Origin of the sequence: Saliphagus sp. GCM10025334 (genome assembly GCF_042663485.1) — an archaeon.
Taxonomy (GTDB): Archaea; Halobacteriota; Halobacteria; order Halobacteriales; family Natrialbaceae; genus Natronosalvus.
In genome coordinates this window covers 83,850-100,268 of record NZ_JBHTAF010000004.1, presented here as the reverse complement: position 1 = coordinate 100,268, position 16,419 = coordinate 83,850, and the positions used below count along the sequence as shown (strand labels likewise).

At 64.4% G+C, this 16,419-nt stretch carries 13 protein-coding genes and 1 pseudogene; 7 read left to right on the top strand and 7 right to left on the bottom strand.

The genetic code is table 11. The features are described from left to right. The first annotated feature begins 77 nt into the window (after positions 1–77). Complete coding sequence (locus tag ACFQO4_RS16345) at positions 78–908, top strand: endonuclease V (protein WP_500261937.1); 831 nt, start codon at positions 78–80, stop codon at positions 906–908. A gap of 261 nt (positions 909–1,169) precedes the next feature. On the opposite strand, the gene ACFQO4_RS16340 is transcribed toward ACFQO4_RS16345, so the two are convergent. The 3 genes from ACFQO4_RS16340 to purD all read right to left on the bottom strand — a co-directional run bounded on the left by ACFQO4_RS16340 (position 1,170) and on the right by purD (position 3,628). After that, positions 1,170–1,862 carry a DapH/DapD/GlmU-related protein gene (locus ACFQO4_RS16340; RefSeq protein ID WP_500261936.1) on the bottom strand — a complete coding sequence of 231 codons (693 nt, stop codon included), beginning with the start codon at positions 1,860–1,862 and terminating at the stop codon, positions 1,170–1,172. 104 nt (positions 1,863–1,966) lie between these two features. Beyond that, positions 1,967–2,206, bottom strand: coding sequence for a DUF8593 domain-containing protein (locus tag ACFQO4_RS16335; protein ID WP_500261935.1), 240 nt, complete (start codon positions 2,204–2,206; stop codon positions 1,967–1,969). Positions 2,207–2,278: 72 nt separating this feature from the next. After that, positions 2,279–3,628 carry a phosphoribosylamine--glycine ligase gene (purD, locus tag ACFQO4_RS16330; protein ID WP_500261934.1) on the bottom strand — a complete coding sequence of 450 codons (1,350 nt, stop codon included), beginning with the start codon at positions 3,626–3,628 and terminating at the stop codon, positions 2,279–2,281. A gap of 181 nt (positions 3,629–3,809) precedes the next feature. Here purD and thyA point away from each other — a divergent pair, with 181 nt between their 5' ends. The 3 genes from thyA to acnA all read left to right on the top strand — a co-directional run bounded on the left by thyA (position 3,810) and on the right by acnA (position 8,343). Then, complete coding sequence (gene thyA, locus ACFQO4_RS16325; protein WP_500261933.1) at positions 3,810–4,868, top strand: thymidylate synthase; 1,059 nt, start codon at positions 3,810–3,812, stop codon at positions 4,866–4,868. Continuing rightward, on the top strand, positions 4,865–5,413 hold the full coding sequence (locus tag ACFQO4_RS16320; RefSeq protein ID WP_500261932.1) for a dihydrofolate reductase: 549 nt from the start codon (positions 4,865–4,867) through the stop codon (positions 5,411–5,413). The genes thyA and ACFQO4_RS16320 overlap by 4 nt, the downstream gene beginning before the upstream one ends. Positions 5,414–5,607: 194 nt before the next feature. Next, positions 5,608–8,343: an aconitate hydratase AcnA gene (acnA, locus tag ACFQO4_RS16315; RefSeq protein ID WP_500261931.1), complete on the top strand. Its 2,736-nt coding sequence runs from the start codon at positions 5,608–5,610 to the stop codon at positions 8,341–8,343. 175 nt (positions 8,344–8,518) lie between these two features. Here acnA and ACFQO4_RS16310 read toward each other — a convergent pair whose 3' ends face one another. Further along, positions 8,519–9,205, bottom strand: coding sequence for a hypothetical protein (locus ACFQO4_RS16310; RefSeq protein WP_500261930.1), 687 nt, complete (start codon positions 9,203–9,205; stop codon positions 8,519–8,521). A gap of 307 nt (positions 9,206–9,512) precedes the next feature. Here ACFQO4_RS16310 and ACFQO4_RS16305 point away from each other — a divergent pair, with 307 nt between their 5' ends. Next, positions 9,513–11,675: a thioredoxin domain-containing protein gene (locus ACFQO4_RS16305; protein WP_500261929.1), complete on the top strand. Its 2,163-nt coding sequence runs from the start codon at positions 9,513–9,515 to the stop codon at positions 11,673–11,675. 445 nt (positions 11,676–12,120) lie between these two features. On the opposite strand, the gene ACFQO4_RS16300 is transcribed toward ACFQO4_RS16305, so the two are convergent. Further along, positions 12,121–12,501 carry a TlpA family protein disulfide reductase gene (locus ACFQO4_RS16300; protein ID WP_500261928.1) on the bottom strand — a complete coding sequence of 127 codons (381 nt, stop codon included), beginning with the start codon at positions 12,499–12,501 and terminating at the stop codon, positions 12,121–12,123. 123 nt (positions 12,502–12,624) lie between these two features. Between ACFQO4_RS16300 and ACFQO4_RS16295 the strand changes: the two genes are divergently transcribed. Then, a complete protein-coding gene (locus tag ACFQO4_RS16295; RefSeq protein ID WP_500261927.1) occupies positions 12,625–13,611 on the top strand; it encodes a PLP-dependent cysteine synthase family protein in 987 nt (328 codons plus the stop codon). 77 nt (positions 13,612–13,688) lie between these two features. Here ACFQO4_RS16295 and ACFQO4_RS16290 read toward each other — a convergent pair. Together ACFQO4_RS16290 and ACFQO4_RS16285 are read right to left on the bottom strand one after the other, a co-directional pair. Beyond that, positions 13,689–13,889: pseudogene (locus ACFQO4_RS16290) on the bottom strand (hypothetical protein). Between the two features lie 111 nt (positions 13,890–14,000). Beyond that, positions 14,001–14,642 (bottom strand): DUF5804 family protein, encoded by a 642-nt coding sequence (locus ACFQO4_RS16285; RefSeq protein ID WP_500262065.1) that lies wholly within the window; start codon positions 14,640–14,642, stop codon positions 14,001–14,003. A 159-nt stretch (positions 14,643–14,801) separates the two neighbouring features. Between ACFQO4_RS16285 and ACFQO4_RS16280 the strand changes: the two genes are divergently transcribed. Beyond that, on the top strand, positions 14,802–16,415 hold the full coding sequence (locus tag ACFQO4_RS16280) for a SufS family cysteine desulfurase (RefSeq protein WP_500261926.1): 1,614 nt from the start codon (positions 14,802–14,804) through the stop codon (positions 16,413–16,415). The last annotated feature ends 4 nt before the right edge of the window (positions 16,416–16,419 follow it).

The window sequence follows — 16,419 nt, the reverse complement described above, 5'->3', positions numbered from 1 at the left end:
CTCCGGAGCGTCATCATGCTCCCCGCTTCCAGCCGGTTCACGACGTATACACGTCTCCCTTCACACACATTAGATCTATGACACGCATCCATCGTCCTGACCTCGTCCCCGACCCCGCGCTCTCGAGAGCCGACATGGAAGCCATGCAGCACGAAATCGCCCGCAAGGCCCTCTTCGAGGACGACTTCGCGTTCGACCTCAAGACGTTGACGAATCCGCTGGCGGCGACCTCGAGCGGGAGCGGAGGTGGTAGCGCTAGCGGCAGCGGCCGCGACACCAGGACGACCACCCAGCCAGTCGTCGCCGGCGTCGACCAGTCCTTTCTGCTCGATTCCGAACCCGAACGCGCACTCAGCGCCATCGTCGTCACGCAGGGCGAGGAGGTCCTCGAGCGTGTCTTCGCCGTCACGCCCCTCGAGATCCCTTACGTCCCGGGCCTGCTCTCGTTCCGTGAGGGCGGTCCGATCCTCGAGGCCGTCGAGACCCTGACGACCGACCCCGACGTGTTCCTGTTCGACGGGAGCGGCCGCATCCACTTCCGGGAGGCCGGCATCGCGACTCACATGGGCGTCGTGCTCGACGTCCCCAGCGTCGGCGTCGCGAAGAGCTTGCTCTGTGGCGAGGCGACGGGTGACCTCGAGGATCTCCCAGCCGGCACCCGCGTCCCAATCGAAGCGAACGCGCGCGTCGAAACCGATCCGGGAACGCTCCTGGGGTACGCCGTCCAGACGAAGCAGTACGACTCACCGAACCGCTACATCAATCCGCTGTACGTCAGCCCCGGTCACCGCGTCGGTCCCGAAACCGCGGCCGACCTCGCGCTTGCGCTCGCTTCGGGGTACAAGCTCCCGGAGCCGGTTCGTTTGGCAGACAGCTACGCCGACGAGGCGAAAAGCGAGCTGGACTAACCGCCTCGAGTCGGCGAGCGTGTCGTTAAACCGGGGATAACGGGTGCTTCCTCCAACCCTGTAAGTTATCCGCCAGAACAGAATACGTCGGCTGATGTCGGTACGCGACGACTGAGCGCCCGGATCAATGCGACCGTCCACTTCGCGATCATCGGTGGCATTGCCTGGGCGACCTGTCGGTCGTTCCTGTTCCCGAGTCTTGGTCCTTCGAAGTACCTGTGAGTTCGGTGGCGAGGCAGGGGCTCGAGACGTGACCCACGATCACTCGACAGAGTGGGGTGGGTCGTCCCGTTCATGCGTCGTCTCCGCCTCGCCGTCGCTTTCGTCGGTGGCCGCGTCGAGTCCGCTGTCGCCGTCGGCTGCGAGCCCTTCGTTGCCGTTGGTTGCGTCCTCGGCGTCGCTTCGCTCGCTCGAGGCCGAATCCGAATCCGAGTCAGTCATCGTCGTCGCCGGTACCCCTGCCACGATTTCGCCCGGTGGAACGTCCCGCGTCACGAGCGAGTTCGCCGCGACGCTGGCACCGGCACCGATTTCGACACCGGGGAGAATGATCGCCCCGGCGCCGATCATCGCCCGCTCGCCGACGACGACCTCGCCCGTTCGATACTCGTCCTGCAGGAACTCGTGACAGAGAATCGTGGCGTCGTAGCCGACGATGGCGTGGTCCTCGAGCGTGATGAGGTCAGGCCAGAACACGTCCGGCGTGGCCTCGAGACCCCACGAGACGCCCTCGCCGACCGTGACGCCGAGGCGTCGCATGAGCCAGCGTTTGCATTTCAGGCTCGGCGAGATCCGGATCAGCCAGACGACGACGTAATTGATCGCCACGCGGAGGGGATGACGAGCGCTCGTCCAGTGTCCCAGGGAGTTCGTCGGGCCGGGCGTCGGGTGGCGGCGTACGCGTTCGTGTCTGCGTGTCTGGTCGGACTCGTGTCTCGAGGGGTCGTCGGTCACTGCCACGGCGTTCGTTCCAATCCTACAAGAAACCAACTGAACGGGGGAGCGGGTCCGATTTCTGCTCCGTCACCTCCCCCGTTACCTCCCCGTTACCGACTCGTTCAGAGCCGCTCGAGTCGGATCTCGTCGTCGCCGATATGGTCGACGTTGCCTGCGTCGAGTTCGTACGTTTCCTCGCTGGCGTCGCCCCAGCCGAGTTTGGATTTGATCGTGTCGGTCATTCCCGGATCGGGATTCACGTGCGCGGTATCGCCGTGGACGGATTCGACGATCCCGATTCGTTCGCCGTTTTCGTTCACGACTGGCTTTCCTTCGTCGTCGTCCGTGAAGCGTGCGGACATACACCTCACTCCGCCGTTCAGTCGAATATAACGCGGGCTTGAAACTGCGCGGGGATGAGTACAGTTGCGATGTTACTTCTCGCGAAGTTCGTCCATGTGGTCGATCCGGCGCTGAACCAGGTCGGCTTTCCCGATGTCGTGACGCACGTGCAGCCCTTCATCGCCGGCGTCGGCGAGCGCGTCTTCCGCGATTCTCTCGGCCTCGGCGATGGTATCCGCGAGCCCGACGACGGCGAGCGACCTCGAGGTGGTCGTGTAGATGCCGTCGTCACGTTCGTCGACACTGGCGTAGTAGAGCAGGGCGTCGCCAGCGCTCTCTCGCGGCTCGTCGCCGTTCGAGTCGTCCGTGGCCCGCGCCGCGCGCGCCACGCTCTCTTCGTCCACCTGCACCTTCGCTCCCGCCTCGGGATCGGTTGGATACCCCGCAGGAACCGCGTACTTACAGACCGTGGCCTGTTCGGCGAACTCGAGTTCGGGCAACGGATCGCGGTTTCGGGCCCTGGTGAGCACTTCGAGGAAGTCGGTCTCGAGGACCGGCAGGGTGTTCATCGCCTCGGGGTCGCCGAAGCGAGCGTTGAATTCGACGACCTTCGGGCCCTCGGCGGTGAGCATGAACTGGCCGTAGAGGATGCCCTTGTAGCCCTCGAGGGCCTCGACGGTCTCTTCAATGATGTCGACGGCGGCCTCGTAGTCGGCCGCCGTCATGAACGGAAGTTCGCGCGTCGCGTCCGAATAGCTCCCCATGCCGCCCGTGTTCGGCCCCTCGTCCCCCTCGTAGGCGCGTTTGTGGTCTTGCACTGCAGGTGCGGTGCGGACGTCGCCGTTGGCCACGAACGCCTGGACAGTGAATTCCTCGCCGACGAGTCGTTCCTCGAGGACGAGTCGGTCGTAGTCGGACTCCCGGATGTACTCCTTGCCCTCCTCCGCGGTTACCTGGTCCCCGATGACCTTGACGCCCTTCCCGCCCGTGAGGCCGGCGGGCTTGATCACGAGGTCCCCATCGTAGCTGTCGATGTAGTCACAGGCGGCCTCGCCGTCGTCGAAGGTCTCGAAGTCGGGACAGCCCGAGATGCCGTTCTCTTGCATGAACCGGCGCTGGAACGCCTTGTCCGTCTCGATCCGGGCTTCGTCCTGGTTCGGCCCGAACGCGTAGACGCCCGCGTTCTCGAGCGCGTCGGCCACGCCGGCCTGGAGCGGCGCTTCCGGGCCGACGACGGCGATGGTCGCGTCGACGGACCGGGCGTACTCGACCACCGCGCCGGGATCGGTCGTCTCGAGCGACTCGAACCCGCTCGCCAGGTCGGCGATTCCCGGATTTCGGTTCCCCGCGCAGGCGTACAGGTCGGCCTCGCTGTCGGCCAGGGCGCGCGCGATGGCGTGTTCGCGCCCGCCGCCCCCGATCAGCAGTACGTGCTCGCGCATGATCGAAGTCGGTACGCAGGAACCTGTAAAGGTTGCCCTTTCTCGAGACCCGTCTGTGCACGAACGTGCCGTATAGGGCGAACCGCTCGTCGATCGTGTCCCGGGTCGACCGACTCGCCGAGCGGTCAGACTCGAGTCGGATGGATCACGATTATAGGCATCCGCTCGAAACCCAGTCTCAATGCACCAGTACCTCGACCTCGTCGATGCAGTCCTCTCGGAGGGCGCCTACAAGCCCAACCGGACCGGCGTCGACACCATCTCCTCGTTCAGCCAGCACTACGAGATCGACCTCCAGCGAGGCTACCCGCTCCTGACGACCAAAAAGATGGACGGCTACCGCTGGAACTCGATGATCCACGAGATGTGCTGGTACCTCTCGGGCGAGGAGCACATTCGCGACCTGCGCGAGGAGACGAAGATATGGGACGCGTGGGCCGACGGCGAGGGCCAACTCGACACGGCCTACGGTCGCTTCTGGCGGCGGTATCCCATTCCAGAAGCAGAGAGTCGGCTCGAGGGCGAGACCTGGGCGGACGCCGCCCCCGACACCGTCGCCAGCGGAGGGCCCGCCGGAAGCCAGTGGGTCACTCGTGAGGCCGACGGCCGCCAGACCTTCGACCAGCTCCAGTACGTGATCGACCAGCTTTCGGACAACCCGAACTCCCGCAGACTCGTCGTCAACGCCTGGCACCCCGCGAACGCCGCCGTCTCGACGCTCCCGCCCTGTCACTACTCCTTCGTCTTCAACGTCCAGGGCGACCGACTCAACTGCCACCTCACCCAGCGCTCGGGCGACGTGGCCCTCGGTATCCCGTTCAATATCGCAGCCTACGCGCTGCTGACGAACGTCGTCGCTCAGCAGACGGGCCTCGAGGTGGGCACCTTCGGCCACACCATCGTCGACGCACACGTCTACTGTGGGACCGGCGAGCGCGGCGCGTGGTACGCGGACAATCTCGAGGCGTTGCAGACCCGACTCGACGACGTCGACCCCCGAGAGAATCGCCAGGGATACGCCGACGTGCGCGAGTGGCTCCTCGAGGAAGCCCCGGACGAAGCCGAGGGCGAGGAACGATACGATCACGTCCCCAATCTGCTTCGCCAGTGTACGCGCGAGCCGCTCGATCGCCCACAATTGAAGCTCGCGGACGTGACGATCGACGACCTCTCGGCCGACGACGTCGAACTGGTCGACTACGAGTCCCACGACGGACTCCGGTTCGCGGTCGCCGAATGACGGGGTCGTCGCCTGATCCCGACTCGGCCCTCGAGACCGACCTCGAACTCGTGGGTATCGTCGCCGTGGCCGAGAACGGGATCATCGGGCGCGACGGCGAGATGCCCTGGCACGTCCCCGAGGACCTGGCTCACTTCAAGCGCCGGACGACGGGCCACCCGGTCATCATGGGTCGAGTGACCTACGAGGGAATCCTCGAGGGACTGGGCGAGCCCCTGCCAGGGCGGACCTCCATCGTCCTCACGGGCCGGGACCTCGAGACGCCCGAAAACGTCACCGTCGCGCACGGACTCGAGGCTGCGCTCGAGGAAGCCGAGCGCGCGGCCGAAGACCGCCACGGCGGCACCGACCGGGCGTTCGTTGCAGGGGGTGCGACGGTCTACGAACAGTTCCTGCCTGCGCTCGATCGACTCGTGGTCACCGAGATTCGGGACCGCCCCGAGGGTGACACCTTCTTCCCCGAGTGGGGCCGCGAGGAATGGACCGAAGTCGAGCGCGAAGACTACGAGGGGTTCTCGTTCCTCGAGTACGTCAGGCGGTCCTGAACCGCCGTCCGAGGCCGTGGTCGGCGGCGTTCGAAGGTCCGCGCCGCCCGAGGATACGCGGCCTTCGAGAGAAGCGGTGCTCGTTCCCGACGAATCGTCGGCAATATGGCCACTTTCCGACCATGTTCGGCAAGATTTGCACCGGAATATCGATAGGTTCACACCCGCCCATTTCCTCAGTTTTACCAATATCGATGACGAACGATTCCACAGCCGATCCGTTCGGGGCGATTCGCGAACTCGAGCGAGACGGCGAGACGTACAAATTTGCCGATCTCACGGTTCTCGAGGAGGAAGGACTCTGTGACCTCTCGAGTCTGCCCGTCAGCATTCGCGTGCTGCTCGAGTCGGTGCTCCGCAACGTCGACGGCGAGATGGTTACCGAAGACGACGTCCGAAACGCTGCGTCCTGGCAACCCGACGTGCCCGACGCCGAGGTGCCGTTCAGTCCCTCTCGGGTCGTTCTGCAGGACCTGACTGGCGTTCCCGCCGTGGTCGACCTCGCTGCCCTCCGCTCCGCGGCCGACCGCGCGGGCGAGGACCCCACCATCGTCGAACCCGACGTGCCCTGCGACCTCGTAATCGACCACAGCGTCCAGGTCGACTACTTCGGCAGCGAGGACGCCTACGAGCAGAACGTCGAACTCGAGTACGAGCGCAACGAGGAGCGCTACCGCGCGATCAAGTGGGCCGAACAGGCCTTCGACGATTTCAACGTCGTGCCGCCGGGAACCGGTATCGTCCACCAGGTCAACCTCGAGTACCTGGGTCAGGTCGTCCACGACCGTGAGGTCGACGGCGAGCAGTGGCTCCTGCCCGACACCCTGGTCGGCACGGACAGCCACACGCCCATGATCGGCGGTATCGGCGTCGTGGGCTGGGGTGTCGGCGGTATCGAGGCCGAAGCCGCGTTGCTCGGTCAGCCGATCACGATGACCCTGCCCGACGTCGTCGGCGTCCGCCTCTCCGGCGAACTCCCAGAAGGCGCAACCGCGACCGACCTCGTGCTCCACATCACCGAGAAGCTCCGCCAGGTCGGCGTCGTCGACAAATTCGTCGAGTTCTTCGGCCCCGGCGTCTCCCAGCTCTCGGTCGCCGACCGGGCGACCATCTCGAACATGGCACCCGAGCAGGGTTCGACCATCTCCATGTTCCCCGTCGACGAGAAGACGCTGGACTACCTCGAACTCACCGGCCGCGACGACGAGCATATCGAACTGGTGAAGGAGTACCTCGAGGCCCAGGGTCTCTTCGGCGATCAGGACCCCGAGTTCACCGACGTGGTCGAGTTCGATCTCGGCGAGGTCGAGCCCAGCCTCGCGGGCCACAAGAAACCTCACGCCCGCATCCCGATGGGCGACCTCGACGAGCACTTCCCGACGCTGCTCGAGGAGGAGGGTGTAATTGATTCGGGAGCCGCTGAAAGCGACGGCGGCCTCGTCTCCAAAAAACAACCCAACCTCGAGGAGAAGGTCCCCGTCACTCTCGAGGACGGGACCGAGGTCGAGATCGGCCACGGCTCCGTGCTCGTGAGCGCGATCACCAGCTGTACGAACACCTCGAACCCCTCCGTGATGGTCGCCGCAGGCCTGCTCGCACGCAACGCCGTCAAGGCCGGCCTCGAGGTGCCCGAGTACGTCAAGACGAGCCTCGCGCCCGGCAGCAAGGTCGTCACGGAGTACCTCGAGCAGGCCGACCTGCTCGACGACCTCGAGGAACTGGGCTACCACGTCGTCGGCTACGGCTGTACCACCTGTATCGGCAACGCCGGCCCGCTCGCCGAACCCATTGAGGCCGCCATCGACGAGTACGACCTCTGGACGACCAGCGTCCTCTCCGGGAACCGCAACTTCGAGGCGCGAATCCACCCGAAGATCCGTGCGAACTACCTCGCTAGCCCGCCGCTCGTGGTTGCCTACGGTCTCGCCGGCAAGATGGACATCGACCTCGAGACCGAACCCATCGGCACAAACGCCGAGGGCGAGGAGATCTACCTCGAGGACGTCTGGCCGGACCCGGAGGAGATCCGACAGACGATCCACGACAGCGTCTCCCCCGAAATGTTCGGGTCGAAGTACGCGAGCATCTTCGAGGGCGACGAGCGCTGGGAAGCCCTCGAGGCCCCCACGGGCGACGTCTACGAGTGGGACAGCGACTCGACGTACATCCGCGAGCCGCCGTTCTTCAAGGACTTCCCGCTCGAGGAGCCGGGCGTCGAGGACATCGAGGGTGCGCGCTGTCTGCTCACCCTCGGCGACACGGTGACGACCGACCACATCAGTCCCGCGGGGCCGTTCAGCGAGGCCCTCCCGGCGGGGCGGTGGCTGGCCGCCCAGGGCGTCGAACCCTACGAGTTCAACACCTACGGCTCCCGCCGCGGCAACCACGAGGTTATGATGCGCGGGACGTTCGCGAACGTGCGCATCCAGAACGAGATGCTCGACGGGAAGGAAGGCGGCTACACCATCCATCACCCCACCGACGAAGAGGTGACCGTCTTCGAGGCGTCCGAGCGCTACCGCGAGGAGGACACCCCGCTCGTCGTGATGGCCGGCATCGAACTTGGCACCGGCTCGAGCCGCGACTGGGCCGCCAAAGGCACCGACCTGCTCGGCATCCGCGCGACCATCGGCGAGAGCTACGAGCGGATCTACCGCGACAACCTCATCGGCATGGGCGTCCTGCCACTCCAGTTCGAGGAGGGAGGGGGCTGGAAGGAACTCGGTCTCGACGGCTCGGAGTACTTCGAGATCCGGGGGCTGGAGGACGGGCTCGAGCCCAATCAGGAACTCACGGTGATCGCCGAGGCAGAAGACGGTGAGACGACCGAGTTCACCGTGACCGCACAGGTCAGCACGCCCGCCGCGGTGAAGTACATCGAGAACGGCGGCGTGCTCCACCTCGTGCTGCGTCGTCTGCTGACGGAGTAGACTCGAGGCTGAGGAACGCGTCGTTCGGCGACGTAACCGTTTCCCGACCCTGTTGCATTCTTTGAGGAGTGAAGATGAAGTGTCTGCTGAATATAGAGGATGAGTGCAGCACGGTGGCACTATTTATTTCACCATATCTGGGAAGAACCAACCGATACACACAGCTGCGTACTGATCAAAAGCACTCGAGGAGAGTACCATTTTCGACCGGATCGGGCATCTCCTTATCACTCACACTGTACTTGGTTCCTGCACGGACAATGCCTGTCTCGTCAACGCCGTACGCGGCAGCTCCAGCACCATCACCGGCAGCGGGGTACTTCCCATCCGTGATAGTGCCCGTACCGTTAAAAAATCGGATATAAATGATTGTAATGCCATCCTTTGTCTTTTCTATCCGTGTCTCGTCCTCCTCAACACGGAGTCCAGCATGCGTTAACTCATCCCGGTATTTTTCCACCATCGAGTTGTGGAAATACGAACTCTCATACCTATAGACGTATGATACGACCGTGTCTTGATCGAATGAGTCCGGTGGATCCGGGTATGGTTCAACGCCATCGCTGTGAATCGTGCGTTCTTCACCACTTATTACGGGTGTGAATGTCGTACAGACATCTCCAGTCGGCTCTGGGCGCCGAGCACTCGAACAATCATAGCGACCTGCAATAGATGTTGGATCTGGATTCTTCGGACCTTTGTCAATATCGCTATTCCATTCATCCTTTTGCATACAGTCCGGGACATCATCTTCACTGTTACCAGAGTTATCTCCTAGCCACGAATTGCCAGTTTCAAGACAGCCACCAACCCCGAGAAAAACACTCGTGCTGATTCCTGTTAAGAGCTTTCGGCGGTTCATTATTTGATTTCTAGTTAGTATATTTATATATCTTTGCCTCCAGCAGAATCGGGATTTCTCACCCTCAAGACCTTCCTTCCCGATACTGAGCGATACACGATTCCTCGGACTGAGCGATCACCCCCTTACGCAAATCGAGCCAGATTTCGTGCCACATTCGCGCGCTGTATTCAGCAGCCATCCAGAAACTCATCACCGAACTATGGATTCAACGAGCTGTTTTCCGGTATTCAGTCTTGTTGATCCGATAGCCACGGACTCGAGGCGTACGCCGCGCTTTTACAGCGCCCGCGCGTAGACGACGGCAATGAGCACACCCACCGAGCGCAACCGCCTCGAGGACGCGGCCAGTCCCTACCTGCGCCAGCACGCGGACAACCCCGTCAACTGGCAGCCGTGGGACGACCAGGCCCTCGAGACGGCGAAGGAGCACGACGTCCCGATCTTCCTCTCGATCGGCTACTCGGCGTGTCACTGGTGTCACGTCATGGCCGACGAGAGCTTCGAGGACGACGGCGTCGCCGAGTTGCTCAACGAACACTTCGTCCCGATCAAGGTCGACCGCGAGGAGCGCCCGGATGTCGACAGCATCTACATGACCGTCTGCCAGCAGGTCACCGGCCGCGGCGGGTGGCCGCTGTCGGCGTGGCTCACTCCTGACGGCCGCCCGTTCTACGTCGGGACCTACTTCCCGAAGGAACCTCAGCGCGGGATGCCGGGCTTTCAGGACCTGCTCGAGAACATCGCCCACTCCTGGGAGGTGGATCGCGAGGAGATGGAGAACCGTGCCGACCAGTGGACGGCCGCGGCGAGCGATCAGCTCGAGGCCACGCCCTCGCCCCCGGAGGGGGTCGAAACGCCGGGCAGCGAGTTACTCGAGTCGGCCGCCGGGACGGCCCTTCGCGGGGTCGACGAACAGTACGGCGGCTGGGGCTCGAGCGGTCCGAAGTTCCCGCAACCGGCGCGGATCCACCTCCTGCTCCGGACGGCCGACCGCACGGGCAGAGGGCAGTACCTCGAAGCGGCGGTCAGGACCCTCGACGCGATGGCGGGCGGTGGCCTGTACGATCACGTCGGCGACGGCTTCCACCGCTACTGTGTCGACCGAGACTGGACGGTGCCCCACTTCGAGAAGATGCTCTACGACAACGCCGAACTGACGCGAGCCTACCTGGCGGGGTACCAGGCTGTCGGCGACGAGCGCTACGCCGACGTGGCCAGGCGAACCCTCGCGTTCGTCGAGCGGGAACTGACCCACGAGGACGGGGGCTTCTTCAGCACGCTCGACGCCCAGAGCGAGACCGAGGCCGGTGAGCGCGAGGAGGGCGCGTTCTACGCCTGGACGCCCGACGAGATTCGGGACGCAGTCTCGGGCCTGGACCGCTCAGAGGAAATCGACCTCGACGACGAGACTGTCTCAGATCTGGTCTGTGACCGTTACGGCGTGACATCCGGCGGTAACTTCGAGGGAAAAAACGTGCTCACGATCTCGGCCTCGCGATCGGACCTGGCTGAGGAGTACGACCTCGAGCCGTCAGCGGTCGAGACGGTACTCGAGGCCGCCCGGGATCGGTTGTTCGAGGCTCGCGAGGAGCGACCGCGGCCGAATCGGGACGAGAAGGTACTCGCCGGCTGGAACGGCCTGATGATCGCCTCATTCTCGGAGGCGGCTATGGTCCTCGGAGACGACGCCTACGCCGAGACGGCCACCGACGCGCTGGCGTTCGTGCGGGAGCACCTGTGGAACGCCGACGACGGCACTCTGAACCGGCGGTACGAAGACGGCGAGGTCGGCATCGACGGCTACCTCGAGGACTACGCCTTCCTCGCTCGCGCGGCGCTCACGTGTTACGAGGCGACGGGCGACCTCGAGCACCTCTCGTTCGCCCTCGAGCTGGCTCGAGCGATCGAATCCGAGTTCTGGGACGCCGATCGGGAAACGCTGTACTTCACCCCTTCGAGCGGGGAATCGCTGGTCACGCGTCCACAGGAACTCACCGACGCCTCGACGCCCTCGTCGACCGGGGTCGCCGTCGAGACGCTGCTCGCGCTCGAACACGTCGCCGACGAATCGTTCGGTGACGTCGCTGAAGCGGTCCTCGAGACCCACGCCAGCCGGATGCGCTCGAGTCCGCTCGAGTACACCTCGCTCGTGCTCGCGGCTGATCTGCTCGCGACCGGTTCGCTCGAGCTGACGGTCGCCGCGGACGAGGTTCCGCGGGACTGGCGCGACGAAATCGGCTCGACGTTCCTCCCGGACCGCCTGCTCGCCAGGCGGCCGCCGACCGACGAGGGACTCGAGGCCTGGCTCGACGCCCTCGACCGCTCGGAGGCACCGCCGATCTGGGCCGGACGCGAGGCGAGAGACGGCGAACCCACGCTCTACGCGTGCCGCCAGCGGACCTGCTCGCCGCCCAGCCACGATGTCGGCGAGGCGCTCGAGTGGCTACTGGGGGATCCCGAAAACTGACCCACGTCGCGACTCGGGTCCGGAGGGTGAGTCAGTCGTCATCATCGCTCGATTGTCACTTCCTTCGTTTTCGTTCGATCGAATATCCTCACGATATCTTATAGTTCGTATATAAAAGACGAACATTTTCATACGTGTGTCTTTGACTACTATTTTTGATGGGCGATTGTTCACAAAGTATTTACCGACCGACCCGCGACTGCCGGACGAATGCCCTCATGACACTGACTACTCTCGCGGCAAACTGGATCAGGCGAACCTGGGACCGTCATCGCCAGTCGTCTCTCTACCACGAGTGCCGTCGATGCGGGACGTCACTGAGCCAACCCCAACACTCCTGCCCACAATGCGGATCGGGTGACGTCGCTGCGATCTCTTTGCGGTAGGTTGTTTTCGCGTCCTTCTGATAGCGTCTCAGACCGTCTCGTGTCTGCCTGATAGCGTCTCAGACCGTCTCGAGTGCACTTTCGATCTGTTCTGCGAGGTACACCGATGGGGGAAGCGACTTGCTCTCGACGAACCGGGTAACTTCGGTCCCGTCGTCGTCAAGCACGACGACCGTCGGAATGTACTCGACATCGTACTCGTCGACCTTCGGCCCCTGCTTGTCCGTGTCGACCGCGAGTTCTTCGATCCGGTCGTCCGGAATTTCGGCGCCCTCGAGCGCCGCTGCGAAGTCGGGCAGGAGCGCTCGGCAGTCCTTACACCAGTCGCCGCCCCAGACGAGGTACGTCAGGTCCTCGCGGTGGGCCGCGAGCGTGGAAACGGTGTCCTCGTAGGCGGCGCTGTCCCAGGTCGGGTTCGGTCGCATCGTCTCGAGCGTCACGCGTGATAGTTTCGACGCGAACGGCTTAACGGATTGGTTCGTGGCATCCCGTTCTATTTCGTCACCGGCACGTCCTGCCGGGGTCCGCCACGCGTATACCGATCGAGTCCCTACCGATGGACGATGAAAGGCAGTATCCTGGACACGATCGGGTCACCGCTGGTCCAGGTCGACTCGCCCGAGGGGGCGACGGTCGCCGCCAAGATCGAGTCGTTCAACCCCGGCGGGTCGGCCAAAGATCGCCCCGCGCTCGCGATGGTCCGGGCCGCCGAGCGCGACGGACGGCTCGAGTCGGGCGACCGCCTCGTCGAACCGACCAGCGGGAACACGGGCATCGGCCTCGCGCTCGTCGCGGCGGCCCGAGGCTACGACCTGACGATCGTGATGCCAGCCTCGAAGTCCGAGGAACGGCGCCGGATCATGGCCGCCTACGGGGCCAACCTCGAGCTCGTCGACGGCGACATGACCGACGCTCGCGAGCGTGCCAACGAACTCGAGGCCGAAGGCGCCGTCCAGTTGGGGCAATTCGAGAATGCGGCGAACCCCGAGGCACACTACCGGACGACCGGAGAGGAAATCGTCGACCAGGTCGGCGAGCGCACGGTCGACGTCTTCGTCGCCGGCGTCGGCACCGGCGGGACGCTCTCTGGCGTCGGCCGCCGACTCCGTGAGGAGTTCCCCGACGTGGACATCGTCGCCGTCGAGCCCGAGCGCAACGCCGTGCTCTCGACGGGGGTGGCCGGAAACGACGAGTTCCAGGGCATGGGTCCAGGATTCGTCAGCGACAACCTCGACACCGACCTGATCGATCGCGTGGAGACTGTCGCACTCGAGAACGCCGAGGACGAGTGTCGCCGCCTGGCTCGTGAGGAAGGGGTCCTCGTCGGACAGTCGAGCGGTGCGACGAGTCTGGTCTCACAGAAAGTGGCTCACGAGGTGGCCGATCCCGATCTCGAGTGTCCGGAACTCCCCGACGCGTTCGACGGGCCGCTCACGCCGGCGACCCAGACCCGGGCCGACGGCGGTCAGACGGAGGACGACTGCCCGCTGGTCGTCACCGTCTTCTGGGACAGCGGGGAACGATATCTCTCGACGGGGCTGTTCGACTGACGGTTCCGATTTCTGCCAGGATTGGCACCACGAACGTCGCTGCGCGCGTCTTCGAGGCGTCCATCTTGTCGGTCGAATTACGTGTCGATGTGATGGACTGCGTCCGGGGAGAGGAGTCGACCGGTGGGAAGTTCGACCCATCCGTTCGCCAGCAGTCGAACGTCCCCCTCGTGCAGGATCGTTTCCTGCTCGAGATCGCCGTACACGACCGCGTCCTGATACTCCCGTCCGAGTCCGTCGACGAGTTACTTCCACGCTGGCTCGGTCGAGATGACCATGGAGCGTGTTTCTCGAGCAGAGTAGTGAATGTTCGGTCGTTGTAGGTCTCCACAACGAACCAACGAGCCGACGAGCCGACGAGATCCGCTCGAGCGACGGATAAGCTCGAGCTATGGCGAAAATTCGGATTCGGTGAGTCGCACGATCAGTGTCTCCTCGACGTCCCTGAGGTCGTACGTGGGCGTCTCCCCGTCCGTTCGGCGGACGTAGAGCGGTTCGACGAGTTTCGGCGGGCCGCGTGGCTCGACTCCGTTGCCGGCCAGACGCGTCGTCGCCTGTGCGGGCCCGGAAATCGAGTCGGCGTCGGTCGCCTGTTCGTCTCCGGCGCCGGGTTCGTCGTTTCGTGTGTCGGTCGCACGCTGTCGATCGTCGGGCTTCCCGCCGTCACCCGTCGAAGTCTCGAGCCCTGGCTCTTCGGGTCGCTCGAGCCCGAATATCTTCAGGTGCTCGCCGGTCTCCGCGGGCTGGAGGTCGCCGTTTCGAAGGGCGACAGCGAGGTCGCGCGAGAGCCACTCGTCGTCGCTCACGCTCGGTTCCTGGATCAGGACCTCGTCGACGAACCGGACGAGGTACCACTGGAGGTCGTTACACAGCGAGACGGCGGCTCCGAGGCTCACTGTCCGAACTGACAGCGAGTTCTCGAAGGGGCGAGCCAGGTCGTACGTGGACAGGGCCTCCCGAGACGTCTCTCGAGAGAGGAGTTCGTACTGGAGTGAGACGTCGGGCGAGCCGACGAGGCAGACGCGCGTCACTGTTCGTTCGTTGGTACTGTCGTGCGTCCGGGTAATGTGGGTTTCGTCTCGGCACCCGCGTACTTTCGTCTTGGTGCCCACGTATTCTGTACCCATCTCGAACGATGCGGATTTCGACGCCGTCACAACTATTTTAATCAATTGGAGTAATCACGAGATATGGCCGATTCCGTTCGATCAGACTTTCCGATACTCGAGCGCGACGTCGATGGGCAGGACCTCGTTTACCTCGACAACGCGGCGACGACCCAGACGCCGCGACAGGTTTACGACGTGTTCGAGGAGTACTTCTCGACGTACAACGCGAACGTTCACCGCGGGATTCACACGCTGAGCCACGAGGCTTCGATCGCCTACGAACAGGCCCACGACAGACTGGCCGAGTTCGTCGGCGCCAGCGGCGGGCGTGAGGAACTCATCTTCACGAAGGGGGCCACCGAGAGTATCAACCTCGTCGCCTACGGCCTGGGGCTCAACGAACTGGGGCCCGGCGACCAGGTCGTGACGACGGAGATGGAACACCACGCCTCGGTCGTGACCTGGCAACAGGTCGCGAAGAAGACCGGTGCCGACATCGACTTCGTCCGGGTGACCGACGACGGCCACCTCGACCTCGAGCACGCCAACGAACTCATCGGTCCGGACACCGCGGTCGTCTCGGTCGTCCACGTCTCGAACGTCCTCGGGACGATCAACCCGGTCGCCAAGTTGGCCGAGATGGCCCACGAGCACGACGCCTACGTCGTCGTCGACGGCGCCCAGTCCGCACCGAACCGTCCCATCGACGTCGAAGCGATGGGGGCGGACTTCTTCGCCTTCTCGGGCCACAAGATGGCCGGACCGACGGGCATCGGTGCCCTCTACGGTAAGCGAGAGATCCTCGAGGAGATGGAACCATTCCTCTTCGGCGGCGAGATGATCCGTCACGTCACCTTCGAGCACTCGACCTGGAACGAACTCCCCTGGAAGTTCGAGGCCGGCACCCCGCCCATCGCGGAGGGGATCGCGCTCGCGGCCGCGGCAGACTACCTCGAGGAGATCGGGATGGACGCGATTGCGGCCCACGAGAACGACCTCGCTCAGTACGCGCTCGAGCGACTCGAGGCGCGCGAGGACGTGACGACCTACGGGCCGCCCGCGGGCGAGGAGCGATCCGGCCTGGTCGCGTTCAACGTCGACGGCGTCCACGGCCACGACCTCTCGTCGCTCCTGAACGACCGCGGGATCGCCGTCCGGGCGGGCGACCACTGCACCCAGCCGCTGCACGACGCCCTCGACATTCCTGGTTCAGTCCGGGCGTCGTTCTACGTCTACAACACGCGCGAGGAGGTCGACGCCTTGCTCGAGGCGATCGACGACGCCCGCGCGAAGTTAGACGCCTACCTGCAATCCGACCGGTACCACGACGTTCTCTACGACCACCACTGCGACCCCCGGAACGCTGGCGGTCTCGAGAACCCCGACCTCGTCAAGTCCTCCGAGGAGACCTCCTGTGGCGACGACGGGGAGTTCCACGTCGACGTCGCTCCCGACGGCACCATCGAGGCCATCGCCTTCGAGAGCGAGAGTTGCGCCGTCAGCAGCGCCGTCGCGAGCATCCTCTCAATGGAACTCGAGGGAATGACCGTCGAGGAGGTCGCCGCGATCGACGGCCTGATCGCGAACCGTCTCGAGGGCCAGTACCCGGCGCTCAGGCGCGATTGCGTGGAGGGCCCCGAGGACGTGATCCGGATCGCGGCCCAGGACTACCTCGAGAGCGTCGGAGCCGACTGACCGG

Bases quoted from the DNA above. Each gene is read 5' to 3' on its own strand.
- acnA (WP_500261931.1), top strand. From the start codon at position 5,608: ATGACGAACGATTCCACAGCCGATCCGTTCGGGGCGATTCGCGAACTC.
- ACFQO4_RS16310 (WP_500261930.1), bottom strand. From the start codon at position 9,205: ATGAACCGCCGAAAGCTCTTAACAGGAATCAGCACGAGTGTTTTTCTC.
- purD (WP_500261934.1), bottom strand. From the start codon at position 3,628: ATGCGCGAGCACGTACTGCTGATCGGGGGCGGCGGGCGCGAACACGCC.
- ACFQO4_RS16280 (WP_500261926.1), top strand. From the start codon at position 14,802: ATGGCCGATTCCGTTCGATCAGACTTTCCGATACTCGAGCGCGACGTC.
- ACFQO4_RS16335 (WP_500261935.1), bottom strand. From the start codon at position 2,206: ATGTCCGCACGCTTCACGGACGACGACGAAGGAAAGCCAGTCGTGAAC.
- ACFQO4_RS16345 (WP_500261937.1), top strand. From the start codon at position 78: ATGACACGCATCCATCGTCCTGACCTCGTCCCCGACCCCGCGCTCTCG.
- ACFQO4_RS16295 (WP_500261927.1), top strand. From the start codon at position 12,625: ATGAAAGGCAGTATCCTGGACACGATCGGGTCACCGCTGGTCCAGGTC.
- thyA (WP_500261933.1), top strand. From the start codon at position 3,810: ATGCACCAGTACCTCGACCTCGTCGATGCAGTCCTCTCGGAGGGCGCC.
- ACFQO4_RS16305 (WP_500261929.1), top strand. From the start codon at position 9,513: ATGAGCACACCCACCGAGCGCAACCGCCTCGAGGACGCGGCCAGTCCC.
- ACFQO4_RS16320 (WP_500261932.1), top strand. From the start codon at position 4,865: ATGACGGGGTCGTCGCCTGATCCCGACTCGGCCCTCGAGACCGACCTC.